This is a genomic window from Paenibacillus sp. PastF-3 (assembly GCF_029893135.1).
Classification (GTDB): Bacteria; Bacillota; Bacilli; order Paenibacillales; family Paenibacillaceae; genus Paenibacillus_AQ; species Paenibacillus_AQ nitricinens.
Window position 1 is genome coordinate 145,990 of record NZ_JARXWM010000003.1, and the last position, 14,726, is coordinate 160,715.

10 protein-coding genes are annotated in these 14,726 nt (G+C 43.1%); 1 reads left to right on the forward strand and 9 read right to left on the reverse strand.

Annotated features, from left to right (window positions below; genetic code table 11):
* Positions 1–129: 129 nt before the first annotated feature.
* The 8 genes from M2444_RS07935 to M2444_RS07970 all read right to left on the reverse strand — a co-directional run bounded on the left by M2444_RS07935 (position 130) and on the right by M2444_RS07970 (position 12,604).
* A complete protein-coding gene (locus M2444_RS07935; protein WP_094877976.1) occupies positions 130–1,593 on the reverse strand; it encodes an ABC transporter substrate-binding protein in 1,464 nt (487 codons plus the stop codon).
* A 132-nt stretch (positions 1,594–1,725) separates the two neighbouring features.
* Positions 1,726–2,598, reverse strand: coding sequence for a carbohydrate ABC transporter permease (locus M2444_RS07940; protein WP_094873727.1), 873 nt, complete (start codon positions 2,596–2,598; stop codon positions 1,726–1,728).
* Between the two features lies 1 nt (position 2,599).
* Positions 2,600–3,520, reverse strand: a complete 921-nt coding sequence (locus tag M2444_RS07945) for a carbohydrate ABC transporter permease (protein WP_094877975.1) — start codon at positions 3,518–3,520, stop codon at positions 2,600–2,602.
* A 117-nt stretch (positions 3,521–3,637) separates the two neighbouring features.
* Positions 3,638–4,966, reverse strand: a complete 1,329-nt coding sequence (locus M2444_RS07950) for a response regulator (protein WP_094873731.1) — start codon at positions 4,964–4,966, stop codon at positions 3,638–3,640.
* Between the two features lie 19 nt (positions 4,967–4,985).
* Entirely contained in the window at positions 4,986–6,779 is a 1,794-nt protein-coding gene (locus tag M2444_RS07955; protein WP_373455904.1) for a cache domain-containing sensor histidine kinase, read from the reverse strand.
* A 585-nt stretch (positions 6,780–7,364) separates the two neighbouring features.
* Positions 7,365–8,003 (reverse strand): beta-phosphoglucomutase, encoded by a 639-nt coding sequence (pgmB, locus tag M2444_RS07960; RefSeq protein ID WP_280786671.1) that lies wholly within the window; start codon positions 8,001–8,003, stop codon positions 7,365–7,367.
* A gap of 21 nt (positions 8,004–8,024) precedes the next feature.
* Positions 8,025–10,301, reverse strand: coding sequence for a glycosyl hydrolase family 65 domain-containing protein (locus M2444_RS07965; protein WP_280786672.1), 2,277 nt, complete (start codon positions 10,299–10,301; stop codon positions 8,025–8,027).
* Positions 10,298–12,604 (reverse strand): glycoside hydrolase family 65 protein, encoded by a 2,307-nt coding sequence (locus tag M2444_RS07970; RefSeq protein WP_280786673.1) that lies wholly within the window; start codon positions 12,602–12,604, stop codon positions 10,298–10,300. Before M2444_RS07970 ends, M2444_RS07965 begins: the two co-directional genes overlap by 4 nt.
* A 418-nt stretch (positions 12,605–13,022) precedes the next feature.
* Here M2444_RS07970 and M2444_RS07975 point away from each other — a divergent pair, with 418 nt between their 5' ends.
* Complete coding sequence (locus tag M2444_RS07975) at positions 13,023–13,748, forward strand: Crp/Fnr family transcriptional regulator (RefSeq protein WP_042129903.1); 726 nt, start codon at positions 13,023–13,025, stop codon at positions 13,746–13,748.
* 183 nt (positions 13,749–13,931) lie between these two features.
* On the opposite strand, the gene M2444_RS07980 is transcribed toward M2444_RS07975, so the two are convergent.
* Positions 13,932–14,723, reverse strand: a complete 792-nt coding sequence (locus tag M2444_RS07980) for a formate/nitrite transporter family protein (RefSeq protein ID WP_280786674.1) — start codon at positions 14,721–14,723, stop codon at positions 13,932–13,934.
* Positions 14,724–14,726: the final 3 nt, after the last annotated feature.

The window sequence follows — 14,726 nt, forward strand, 5'->3', positions numbered from 1 at the left end:
GCACAAAAAATTACGATTTTCCTACGCCATAATAATTTCCAGTTGATTATCACTATTTCTGATAATTTATAAATTTATAAATCATCACAACAAAAAAATCGGCCCACAGGGACCGATTTTTTCACTTGCCTATTCCGCTTTAATCGTATCAAAGAATTTCTCTTGCACTGTTTTAGCTGCTGCTTCTAGCTGGCTCTTGGAATCCGTTCCTTTTTTGGAGAACAGCTCTTGAATAACATTGGACATAGTTGCGTAATAGTCCTGTGTGTTGTATTGAGCTTCAGGTTTACCATCCAAAAGTCCCATAATATCAGGGCTATATTGGTATACATTTGTGTACTTGTCATAAACCGCTTTGGTCTTCTTACCAAACTCAGAATCTGCGGAGTAATAATCTAAGAGTGGCGGGATAAAGTATTTGCCATCAGCTGTACGTTGTTGAAGAACTGCATCCAGGGCTTCCAAACCTTTATCAGAGAAGTAATCAAATGTGATATAACGGAATGCCATTTCTTGCTCATCTGGTGTTGCATTCGGATTAATAACGAGGTAATCACCACCAAGTACCCCGGTGTGCTTACCGCCTTTTTCCATAGCAGGCATTGGATATGTGAGCACATCCTCAGGTTTCAGTCCGCCTTGATTCAGTGCTTGCTCGATTACGCCATCGGATCCAGCCATTACCATAGCTGTACGACTTTGTTGGAATGCGCCTACAGCATCGCCCCAGCCAAGTGCCCAGTCCTGAGGAATCGCGTTAGCTTCCCATCTAAGTTTTTTGTAGAAATCCAGTGCTTTAACACCAGCGTCGGAATTAAATGTAGCTACAACCTTGCCGCCTTCAACCTTTTGAATTTCACCGCCAGCTTCAAACAGGAAGTTGGTCCAGTTCCAGCCTGCTTCGTTACCTTTACCCATTGGAGCAATACCGGAAATGCCTTTTTTGACATCAGCTACGCCTTTAGCCGTATTCAGCATATCATCCCAAGTCCAATCCATTGGTGGGACTGCAACGCCTTTGTCATCCAGCATTTTTTTGTTGATCATAGTAGTTGTTACATAACCTTTTTGAGTTACGCCGAAAACTTTACCATCAATGATGAATTGATTTTGCAGTACTGGGTTAATTTGATCCTTAAATTCATATTTGTTCCAAAGATCCGTAATGTCAGCAACCCAGCCCTTTTCCACCAGGAATTTAGCTTCTGTAGCGTAGGTGTTAAAGAAGGTTGGTGCTTCATTCGCAGCCATTTTAATTCCGATTTCACTTACATTGTACTGCCAGTCATCTTTAACAATTTCAACATTAGGATATTCAGCTTGGAAACGCTTAATCTTGTCATCTTCTTGCGCTCTCACTTCAGTCAAGTCAGGTGTTGGATAGTGGATCTTGATCGTCACTTTTCTTTGAGTAATGTCCTCCACTGGCGCATCCGTAGCAGTTGCTGTATTATCCGTTACCGCATTTGTTGGCGCAGTAGATGCTTCCCCGCCTTTGTTCCCCGCTGTGTTTCCGTTATTGTTGCCGCTGCAAGCAGATAGCAACGATCCGGCTACAAGTACGCTTAGTAGAACGCTAGAGTACTTACGCATTGAAACTCCCCTTTTCAGTTCATAATTATCTTACCTATCGATCATAAATTAGAAACCGTTTACAAACGAGGTGCATTTATATTCCTTTCATGTGCATGTTTACGATCCATGGGTAAATTCGTCGATAATTGCTTATCCTTTCACGGCCGACAAAGCAACCCCACGCATAATGAATTTCTGGAAAATCAAGAAGACAAGGATTGGAGGCAAGGATACTATAAACAGGATTGCAAACTTAATATTAGTATTGAGTGCCTTCACATTAATAACGTATTTATAAATGGCTGTCGCAAGCGTATATTTCTCTTCACTGTGCATAACCAAAGATGGCCAGAACCAGTCGTTCCATGCAGTAGAAAAGATAAAGATTGCTAATGTAGCAAAAATCGGAACGGATAGTGGCACGGCAATGGAGAAAAAGCTTCTCGGCTCAGAGGCCCCATCAATTCGTGCTGCTTCAAAGATTTCTGGATGAATTCCGTCAAAAAAGTTCTTCAGCAATAGAAAGTAAAACGTGTTCGCTCCCGCTGGCAACCAAAAGGCCGCGTACTGATTTAGCAATCCAAGCTCCTTCAGATTGACAAAGTTCGGAATCATGTAACTGGTCGCCGGAATAAATAATGTCATCAGAAAGAAGAAATAAATCGCTCTTTTGTAAGGAACATTCATACGAGAAATACTAAAAGCTGACATTCCCAATACGACAAGCGTCACGACCATATTCCCTAAAAAGATATAAATGGTGTTTCTAAGGAACATGGGTAGATCAATGTAATTCATCGCGTCTTTAAGATTACTGAAGTGCCATTCCTGAGGGAAAAAATGCGGCGGGAATGAATTCACTTCTTGATTCGACTTCAACCCGTTGAATAACGTCATACAAATCGGGTACAGCATGCTAAAAACCATAACCAAAATGACTACGCACATCAAACCATAAACGATCTTATTACTTGTTTTTTTCAAATCGTGTTCTGAAAGAATTCCTCTATCTGCGCTCTTCATCTTAGTAGTCCTCCTTGTTAAGCTTGAACTGTAAAATGCCCAAACCACCCAGGACAATGAACATTAACATGCCAAGCGCAGTAGCTGTTCCATAATCGAGTCTTGTAAAAGCATATTTTACGATCAACAGCGCATAGGTAAGCGTAGTGTTATTCGGCCCACCATCAAGCAGTGCCATCTGTGACTGATACCCTTGTGAAGTACCAATAACTTGTAGTATTAGCATCAAAAAGATTAAATTACGGAGTGAAGGCAAGGTGATGTACTTTATACGTGCCCACACACCAGCTCCATCAATTTCAGCGGCTTCATACCAATCTCTTGGAATACTAAGTACAGCAGCCAAGTATATTAGCATCCCTGATCCGAACTGTTGCCATGTCTCCATAAACACAAGAGAAATCATCGACCATCTTGTATCTGTTAAAAAGGCAACCTGGTCCACACCCAACGTGCCTAGTAATGCATTAATTGGGCCGACCGGATCATAAAGCCATCTCCATAGTCCATAGAGAACCACACCAGGCATTACGAAAGGAAGGTAAGCCGCTACACGTACAAAGCCCCCAAACTTTCTCAGCTCTGAGATCATGATGGCAAAAGCAATCGGAACCCAGAATCCAATAATAAGACATAGGAACATATAATACCCAGTGTTCTTTAATGCGGTCAGGACATCTGGATCACTAAGTGCTCTACTGTAGTTCTCAAAGCCTACGAAGCTGTTTCCTTTAACAAAATCAACATGGTAGAAGCTGTACAGTAAGCCTTTAAAAATTGGAACCCATAAGAACATTATAAAAATAATAATGGCAGGTACGAGGAACATATATCCCCAAAAGTTTTTCTTCCAGCGGTTTTGCTTGTACGGTGTCCCCTTCAGCGTCGCCGGGTTTTCGGTTACTACTGCGGTTTGATTCATCAGGCTCCCTCATTCCATTGTTCTTTCAGCATTTTTCGCAAAATGCTTCCTACCTTAAATTGTAGGAAATGAGGGTTGTACTGAACATGTCTATATCTACCGAAGTCATGAGTGTTTTTACTTCTTCAATTCGCTTGGACTAATTCCATAATATTTTTTGAAAATTTTACTAAAATGTTCCGGCGATTCATAACCCACACGTTCCGCAATTTCGTATCTGCGAAGATCGGTATTCAAAATCATTTCCCGGCTTTCTTCCATCCGGAGCTTGATTACATATTCCCACAGGTTATAACCTGTATTTTTCTTAAACAGGTAGCTCAAATAATTGGGGCTAACATGATTCTTCTTAGCCACATCGTGAATAGTAAGTCCTTTTTGAGCATAGTTCTCGTCAATATATTCTTTTGCTTTTTGTACGATCAGATTGCTATGAGTATGTAGTTCTTCTACAGAAGGATCACTCGTGTAGCTGTTCCAATTGAAATCCCCATAATAGAACACGTAATGGTCACTATGCTCATTATTCCAGAGAATTGCATTAGAGGCCTGACGGTTCAAAACGGCCATAAACGAAAGCCCCTTTAAAATCTGGCTAATGCCAATGACCACATTCAGATGTAAATATTTATGGATATTAAAATGAAGACTACGACCAAGTATATCTAGCCTGTTGATTTGGCCGGCAGAAGAATCCTCATAGCTTTTTTCATCCCATTGGATAATGATCGTAATTTCTCCATCCGGCGCATAAAAGGCTATCGAGTTCCATTCCTGATCCATTAATTCTTTGGCAATGTTCAGCGCAGCATAACAAAGAAGCCGTCTGTCCCGCAAAGTATACTGCTTATTCTGGTTCACTCCAGTTAGTGGTACCTTAAGTTTTAAGACGGAAAAATACGGCCCTTGTAGCTTCAGGTTATCCAGCTTCTGCAGGTTATCTGCCTCAGCTAGTACAACCCCAGGGTCAATGAGCAATTCGTTCAAGAACTTACTATATTCCGGCAACGGCTCTTCCAGTCGAAAGCTTTCGTTAATTCCAGACATAAAGACATCTAGTTCTGGTGAGGGCTTCCCCATCTTAAGGAGCACATTTCGGACCGAATCCAAAAATTGCTCACTATTTAAAGGTTTGATTAAATAGTCCTTTGCCCCGAGCCTAACGGCCATTTGAGCATATTGAAACGTTTCATGAGCAGAAATCACGATGGTCTGTACCCATGGTTTGGCCAGTTTTGCATGCTGCATCAGATCAATTCCACTCATCGCACCCATCTGAATATCTGTAACGAGCAGATCAATCTCCTCCATACGGATACAGTCTAGCGCTTCAAATCCGCTATTAGCTGTATAGATATTAGAAATATCCAGCCCGGATGAAGCTAATAAATTGCTCAATCCTTTACAAATCAATGGTTCGTCATCCACAACCAATATATTGAACATATCTGCACGCTCCCCTTCCTTAGTCCTGATTCTCCGATTTCGGAAGCTTAACCGTTACTAGCGTTCCGCCTTCTGTACGAGGGGTATAGCTGATGCCATAATCAGAGCCAAAATGTAAATGAATACGCTGGTTAATATTGCGGATACCATAACCGCTAGTAGGATTGGGGCTATCATCATTCAATACAGCTTCTATGGCTTCATAGTCAACAGACTTATAGCCGTTATCTTCAATAGAGATCCTAACGGTTTCATCCTCACATACTGCAGTGATGGTGATCTCACCATCCTCGCCCATATTTTTAACCCCATGAATAATAGCATTTTCTATCAATGGCTGCAGCGTGATTTTAGGAATTAGGTTGCTTTTCGTATCCGGGTGAATATTCATCACAACTTGAAATACATAATCATAACGGTGCTGCTGCAGCTTGATATAGGCTGTTGCATGCTCCAGCTCTTCTTCAAGGCTGATCAGCTCCCTTCCCCGACTAAGACTGATCTTCATTAGTTTGGACAATTCCTTGATCATCTCGGCGGATTCGACATTTCCTTCTAAAGAGCTTTTCCAATAAATGCTCTCTAGGGTGTTATAAAGCAAATGAGGGTTGATTTGTTGATATAGAAGTTGAAGCTGGGATTCTTTCTGTTTAAGCTCCATCTGATATTTGTATGTGATTAATCCGTTCAGCCTTCGGGCCATATCATAGGTAGATGCAATCAGCACACTGACCTCATCGTTACTCCCCCTCCGTGGTGTCTCTGGAACTCGATTACCCGGCTCGTATTTTCGCACGAAAAAAGCCAACTTTTGCAATGGAGTCATTAATGAACGCCAGAAGTATGTAATCATAATTAGTCCAAATACCGCATAAGCCACGGTGATATATTGAATAACACTTTTCATTTCGTTCTGTTGCTGCAGTAGCGCCTTCACCGGAACTTTGTAGACCAGTTTTTGTCCAAGCGCATGGTTATTGTTAACCACATAGATAAAATCGGAGGTAATCACATCCACGGTACCTTCCAGATCCTCGGCAACAACCGTCTCCGGCAACGCAATCACTTCCCCAGTATTATTAGTAGTGGAGGCAAGAACACGGTTGTTTAAATCTGTTAAGTAAATTTCGCCGTCAGGTAAAGATATTGATTTGAGGGATTCTCCAATTTTAGAGTCCATTTTGGTGATGACCAAAACGCCAATAGTCTCCGCTTTTCTAGAAATGTTGTTTACAGCTCTCATGTAAGTAAGTGTCTTTAAATTCTCCGCTTGAGCACTTAGCCTCTCCGTGAACTTCAGCGAGCCGCGTCCTTTTTTCTGAACAACCTCCTCAAACCAGTAAGGCTCTTCGGCTTTAGAAAAGAAATAAACTCCTGCCTTCTTAACCTGTGGAAAATTGGGAGCAAAAAAGTAATAATCAGTCGGATCGTATATATAAAGAGAGTAGTAAATGCCGTCACCACGTTCAGCACCCTGAGAGTAACTGAGCAATAGCTTCTCTATCGTCTCATATCGTTTGACTCGCTCCAGTATGGTATCCGAGCCAGTCATATTAATTTGCTGAATTAGAGGATTTTGAATCACGGTGGTAGTGATTTTATTTACGGTGTCGATATCCCGGTTAATGATCGTAAAGTTCTGCTTGTTCAATTCCACATATGCATTCGTAACATGGCGCTTCAGTATTTGCTCTGCCTTCAAATTTCCATATATGTTCAAAAAGAAAATAGGAGAAATCATAATCAGGAATAGTAGGATGAGCTGCTGCTTCACGTTCAGCTTTCGAATCAATCTAATCAGCCTAGACAACACTATAGTCACACCTCCGGGTTAAATAACTATATCAAAGGGACAAACGCTTACATATGTTCATTTTAAAGTTTTTTATGGTCATTTGTATGTAGTTTTTTTCTGTTATGCGTATTTGAAAGAGTGGGAATCATGGTGTCATTACGAGGAAACTTTGGACTTACGGCCGCTGTTGTCTCCGGATTTTCTGATTTATACCGCCACTGGTGGATAAAATCCGGAGACAAAGGCGGACGCTTTCGCTCCTCCAGTTCCAAAATTCCTCTCCATGACCTTCTTCCCTCTCAAAAAAACCGAAAACAGAAAAAGTGAGGGCGCGCAGGGGACACTGCGTGGGGCTTTGGGACTCGATACTCCCTCTGAGCTTCTACCGAAATTCTGAGCTTCTTTGGTCTTTTGAGTATAATAGCTTTCTAAGCTATATCATCACGTTGAGCCATCGGATGCACGTTGGTTTTTTCAAACAGCTGTACTTGTCAGCTGAATTCAGAGCGTGAGCGTAGGAAATCAGAATAAAGAAGATAAAAAAAGAACGACCCCATAGTAGCGTCAACTACTTTGGAGTCGTTCCCATGTTCATTTAGAGCTTTAGTCTGTCAACAACTCATACAATCCTTTTACAACCATATCGGCTTCCTTCAGCACTTCCGGCTTGCCAATACCAACTACCTTCATACCTGCAGCCTTACCTGCTTGAACGCCTGCCTCCGCATCCTCAAACACGACACATTCGTCCGGCTGTAAGCCTAGCTCCTGACCAGCGATCAAGAATACTTCCGGGTCCGGTTTGGCAAGTGACACTTTGTTACCGTCAACTACGGCATCGAACAGATCCGTAATGTTCAGCTTATTCAGAATAAACTCTGCATTCTTACTAGCTGAACCTAACGCAATTCCAATCCCCCGCGTTCTCAGTCCAGTTAAGTATTCTTTGACGCCAGGAAGCAGTTCGGACTCCTCAAGCTTAGAGATGTACTCTACATATAGGCGATTCTTTTTCTCCGCCATCGCAAGCTTCTCCGCTTCTTCAAATTGTAGTCCACCGACTTCCAGAAGAATATCGAGCGATCTCATCCGGCTCACACCCTTAAGGCGTTCGTTATCCTCCTCTGTAAATGTAAAACCTAGCTCGTCAGCAAGACTCGACCAAGCCAAATAATGGTATTTTGCTGTATCTACGATAACGCCATCCAGATCGAAAATGGCGCCTTTCATATTTTGCAACATCGATTTACTTCCTCTCCGTTATTAATTAATGTCCAAGGTTAGCCGCAAGCTCTCCCCTGCACCACAGGACTTTCCTTCCCGCCCTTGTACCGAGAACACCAGAGTCCCTCTGTAGTCAGCTGCTGTGGTAACTGTAACCTCATCCTTGCTGATCCGCAGTTTAAAGGTATCTCCCCGAAGCGTAACCGGAAGCTCAACAGACTGCCAATGTTTAGGCAGTGAAGGTTTGATATGGACAGTTTCTCCATCATAATCCAACCCTGCAAAACCAAGCACCGCAGCCATCCATGCACCACCGTTAGCGGCTGGGTGTGTACCACCAATATAGAGATCCCCTACATACTGCTTAGATTCTCCCGTAAGATCAACAGTAGCTGTACGCATAAAATATGGATATCCCCAATCCGGCGAACCAATATCGGCAGCTACCAAAGCATAGATGCAAGGACTGAGACTTGACCCATGTTCGGTGCGTGGCTCGTAGAATTCCCAGTTTGCTTGCTTCACTTCCTTGGTGAAGGAATGTTTGAATAGATTCAACATCAACACGACGTCTGCTTGCTTCAGGATGGTTGTCGTTGTAGCTAATCCATTACCCCCACCCAAATACTCATTTTTATTAAGTACACGGGATTTCAATTCTGTCAGCCTAACATCTTCTAAGGTGAAGTATCGGTCAAATTGTTCAATGACAAGACTGGCAGGGTCTGGCTGCGGAACATAGAAGCTATCCAGCATAGCTTTGAACTCTGTAAGAAACGGACCTTCACTAAACTCTGTAGACAGTTGGTTGTACACTTCAGGATACTTATCTTGCAGCAATTCTGCAGTGCGCAGGGCTATCTCCAGGGTCTCCTTCACCAGAGCATTCGTAAAGGCATTATTGTTCACACGCTCATGATATTCGTCTGGACCTGTAACATCTAAAATCTCGAAGCGTTCTTTTACCGAATTATAGTAGGCATAAGAGTAGAAGAACCGGGCACATTCCCAGATCACTTCCGCCCCTCCGCTAGTCAGCAGACTCTCGTCACCTGTAAATTGAACGTATTTCCAGATCCCATGTACAACATCCCCACTGATATGGACCTGCTTATCGCGGAAATAAGTCCGCATTGGTCGACCGGTAAATACATCGTTCACATTAAACAGAGTACAAGCATCGTCTCCTGTATCCTGACTTTCCCAAGCGTAGAATGCTCCCAGAAAACCATATTCCGCGGCCTTCCGGCGAGCTCCGTCCAAGGTATGAATCCGGTACATCATCAGGTTGCGAGCAACCGTTGGATCCGTATGCAGGAAGAAGGGCAGCATAAACATCTCTGTATCCCAGAATACGGCCCCTTTATAGACCTGACCCGATAAACCTCGAGCCGGGATAGAAACTTTTTCCGAAACTGTAGGTGCAATAATTAACAGCTGATAAATACTGTATCTCAGTGCAAATTGAGCATCCTCGTCGCCTTCGATAATGACATCGCTAAGTGACCATCTTTCTTCCCATAGCTGGTTGTGAGCTTTAAACAATTCGTCATAACCGAGTGCCTCAGCTCCACGGACAGATTTCACAGCTTCTGCCTCCGGTTCACTAACATCAAGCCCAGTATACACCGCAACGTACTTAAACCATTCATAGGTCTCACCCGCACTTGCTTCAAAAGAAATCCGGCGAATACTAGCGCCCTCATCCAGTTGCTGATCTCCGAAATTAAATACGGCTCTCTCCGCCACAACTACCGGAACCTTCAATTCTCCACTAGTGGAGGAAGAGACTAGTACATCACCCTTTGACTGTACTTTTTGACCATAGAGGTGGGGACCATTGATATCCCATACATCTACGTCAATCCCGGTCTCAATCACAATTGGGCAGTCCTGTGTACTATGGATAGTGTATTTACTAACGAGGAGGTGCAGATTGTCCTGGCTTACGAAACGATCTGCTGTAAATGTCAACGTCCCACCATCAGATAGACTATAGCCAGTACTCCGATGATGAATGGCACTACGAATATTCAGCTCCTGCATATGAGAGCTAGGTTCACGCTCTAGCACACTTAAAGGTTCACCATTGCAGACAATCTTGGTCCATAATCCATTAGGAGCATTGACGGGTTCTCTCCACTTATCTCCCGCTTTGTCATATAGACCAGCTAAAGTTACGGCAACTAACTCAGCTTTACCGAATTCCTCAAGAGTACCGCGATATCCCATATACCCATTGCCTAACATATATTTGTTCCCGTTCGTCGTCACAAGCTGCTTGTCAAAACAGCTATCCCTAACCGCCCAGCTCATCGAGCCAACATCCCTTCACCTAGCGGAAGCGTCGTCCCGGAAGCGTCCACCGTTATTGACTGCCCATACACTATAATATCAGTGCTCCCCCCATTAATTGCGGTGAGCGTTACTGAAGTCTTGTTGACCAAAATACGTAGTAATACCCCTTCATACATCACTTGGAAGCTATACTCGCTCCAGCGCTCCGGCAATGAAGGCTGGAAGGACAACCGATCCCCATCTGAACGCATACCGCCAAAGCCATACACAATATTCATCCAAGCGGCTGCAATCGAAGTCGTGTGCAATCCTTCGCGTGTATTACGGTTGTAATTGTCTAAATCCAGTCTTGTCGCAAATTCAAAGAACGAATACGCTTCTTCTGGCTTGCCGATTTCGCTTGCCAGTATGGAATGGATCGAAGGCGAAAGTGAAGACTCATGAATACATCTAGACTCGTAATATTCATAGTTAGCCAGCTTCTCTTCTTTAGTGAATTGTCCATTATATAAGAACATAAACATGAGAACATCCGGTTGCTTAATCATGTCATAACGGTACAATCGATCATACGACCAGTTCGAGTAGAGCGGAAACTCTGTTACAGGAATGGAGTGAATATCAATATGCGGCATATCGAAGAATCCATCATGCTCCTCAAATACGCCTGTCACTTCGTCAGCAGGAATCTTCATATTGTCTGCTTTATTTTCCCAATCGGTAAGCTCTTCATTACGGAGCCCCGTCTTTTCCGCAACCAATGCAAAGGCCTCCGGTGCCTGTTCTTTCATTTCACTCAGGGTGTCTAGAGTGTATTCAAATGATTTTTGGGCCATCAAATTAATATAGCAGTTATTATTCACCATCAATTGGAACTCATCAGGACCCATTACGCCAAAATATCCATACTTCCCACTCTGTTGACCCCATTGACCGCGTGTAGCATAGAATCTGCTAATCTGGATCAGCATTTCAGCGCCTTTACTATGCAGGAATTCTTTATCCCCAGTATTTTTGACATAATGCCAGATACCATAGGAAATAGCAGTCCCTACATGAAGCTGAAGATTCGAATGCTGCCAGAGATCACAGCTTTCTGTTCCGTCTATAGTAGCAATAGGGTAGCAAGCTCCCTCGCAATCAACATCTTTAGCACGTTGCATAGCCTGAGGTAATGTCTTATATCTAAAGTCCAGTAAGCTCCGGGCGGCCTTAGGATTATTAAACATATAGAATGGTAAGCAATACGACTCTGTATCCCAAAATGCCAAACCACGATACACTTCTCCCGTCAATCCCTTAGCGCCGATGTTGAACCCTGGATGATCCCCATGATAAGTCTGATAAAGCTGGAAAATGCAAAACCGAATGCCCTGCTGATTCTCAGGATCGCCCTCGATCCGAATATCACTTGTCTCCCAGATCCCATTCCAATATGCTGTCTGATCCGCGAATATTTGAGTATCACTCAATTGGCTTACACTTTCAGCAAGAGCTAGCCCTTTGCTCCACAGCTCTTCAGCTGTATGGGCAGATTCACTATCCGAACAGTTGATAACCAGCTTTGTAAAATGGGCCGCTTCTCCCTGAGCAAGATCCATAGTAAAGCTTTGTCCAATAAATTTATCATGTTCAACTCGCGTAAGCTGAAGCGGCTGTGAAGATTGTAACGAAAAGCTTGAGAATAGTTTGTTAGCTGTATTCACTGTTCTCGCCATAATAGCTGTGGCAGATCCTTGTTCTCCACTGCGGAGACTACTCCACATACATTCGCCGCGTTCCTCATGAATAATGCTGAAATCAAGACCTGCACAAATGTCCACGCTGCCCGAGAAATTAAGGGGCTCAAATTCCACCCGCTGTAGTCCCAGATGAGACATCGTCATACTTACCAAACGAGTAAAGACAACTTTTAAGATTTTCCCATCATCTAGGTGCCAGAGTAGCTCCCGCCGATAGGTCCCACTACGAAGATCCAGTTTGCGTACATATTCCGATATTTTACTTTTTGCCAGATCGAGCTGTTCACCATTCACAGTGATCCGCGTATACAGCCAGTCCACCGCATTCACCATATATCTCAGCGAGCGAATAATCCCTTTATAATGATTGCCAATGTCCAATTGTTCATTTAGCCCGTTGAAATAACTGCCTTGCAGGGAATCCCCAGAGTAACCTTCCTCAGCATACCCCCGCACACCCATATACTCATTTCCCAGCGAAAAAATAGATTCCGAGGTCCGATTTCGTTCTGGATCAAAGCCCTCTTCAATAATTGCCCAAGGATCTACCTTAAGATATTTGTCAGCCACTTTAGCCATGTATGATTTCCCCTTCTCCTGGTTTTTGCTCCATTCTCAGGATATCGTTCCATACCCGTTGCGCCAATGTCTGACCTTAATGAAGATATGTGCATTTATACGGAATTGAAATCGAATGGATTTCTATATCATGAATTTTTGCAGTATACTATGTAGAATCTAATAAGAACAAAATAAACAGTGACAGACCCATTATTTGAGAATAATGGATTGCCACTGCTGATATATAAAGAACATATACTTCTTACTCCTTTTTAGTTAAAAATCATATTACATCTTGCACTTTTGAAGTGAAAATAATCACAATGTTGAAAATTCGACACTTTTAAATGGTTTTTCTTAACCAAATCAAAGATTTTAGAGGTATAATTAATTTAAAATTTACTGAAAAACTGAGGGAATAAAGGGGATGTCGATTATGCTAAAAGAACATTACAATGTCATCGAAGCCCACGGAAATACAAACTGTTTCTCCGAACAGAATTTCAACAGACTTCTTGTTACGATGAAAGAACGCGTTGTTCCAGAGGGTTCACATCTTTTCTGGGAAGGCGACTACTCGGATAAATTGTTTTATATCAAACGTGGACGTGTGAAATTAACTAAATCAACGGATGAAGGTAAGGAACTTATTCTTTATATGTACCAAGCCGGCGATATGGTAGGTCAAGCGGACCCATTCTTCAGCACCAAGCACAGCTTTACTGCAGAAGTGATTGAAGAAAGTGAAGTTGGCGTTATCGAGCAAAAGGATTTAGAAATTCTCATTTGCCAACATTGTGATTTTGCGATCGACTTTATGAAATGGATGGGCATTCATCACCGTCTAACTCAAACGAAATTCCGTGATCTGATGATGTACGGCAAACCAGGCGCACTTTGCTCCACTCTCATTCGCCTCGGCAACACCTATGGTGAGAAGAGCAGCGATGGTGAGAATATCCTCATCAACAAAAAAATTACGCATACAGATTTGTCCAACATGATCGGCGCTACTCGTGAGAGTGTGAACCGGATGTTGAGCGACTTGCGTAAAAAAGATGCGGTTGAGTACGAGAACGGTATGATTGTCATCAAGGATCTGGGCATGCTGCAGGAAATTTGCCACTGCGAAATGTGTCCTAACGAAATCTGCCGGATCTAAATTTCTGTCTTATAATATACCCTCTATTCTCCTCAATGAAACATATATGACCCAATTATTCTGCACATTATAAAATAGAGTGGTCGAAGACGCCTAGCGAGGGCGTCTTTTTTTATAGCATAATGATGAAAAAAGAACTGATCCCGAATCGGGTCAGCTCTTAATCATAAATATGCTCTTAACTTAACATTTGGTCTGAGCACCACGCACGGGAGAAATCATCCAGTAGGCCATACCGACGAATACGCCACCGCCAATTATATTTCCTAACGTAACGGGTATCATATTGTGTATCCATCCGGTAATTGTAACGGTGTCCGGGTGATTCGGGAGCAGCACAGCAACACTCAGCAGCGTCATATTAGCCACACTGTGCTCATAGCCACTCGCAATAAAGGCAAATAAACACCACCAGATTAGAACCAGCTTGGCCGTTTCACTTTTGGCGCGCGAGGCCATCCATAGTGCTAGACAGACCAGCCAGTTACATAGAATCCCCCGGAAAAACAGCTCTGAAAACGGAAGGCTCATTTTCTTGGCTGCAGCCGCAAAGATCAGATGCTCTGGGGGAGCCGCACTGAATAGTCCAGTTCCTCGAATCAAAAGTGCTAAAATCACTGCCCCTACCACATTCCCTACAAACACAAGCACCCAGTTCTTAACAGTATCCCAGATACTTGTTCTACCAGCTAGTGTACTAACCGTAAAGAACATATTATTTCCGGTAAACAGCTCTGAGCCTGCAAACACAACAAGAGTCAAGGCAATACCGAAGGATGCACCCATAATGAGGGGTTGGAAGGGCGATTTGGCAGCCGCTAGAGGCGCTCCCAGCGAGAAAATAAGGATAATCCCAATGCCTACATATGCCCCTGCCAAAAGGGCTGCCAGAAAATATCTTGGTAAACTTTCATTCATTTGGTCACGCTTACTGACTGCCGCCTCGACAATGTTCTCCACACTCTGAGTAAACATAAT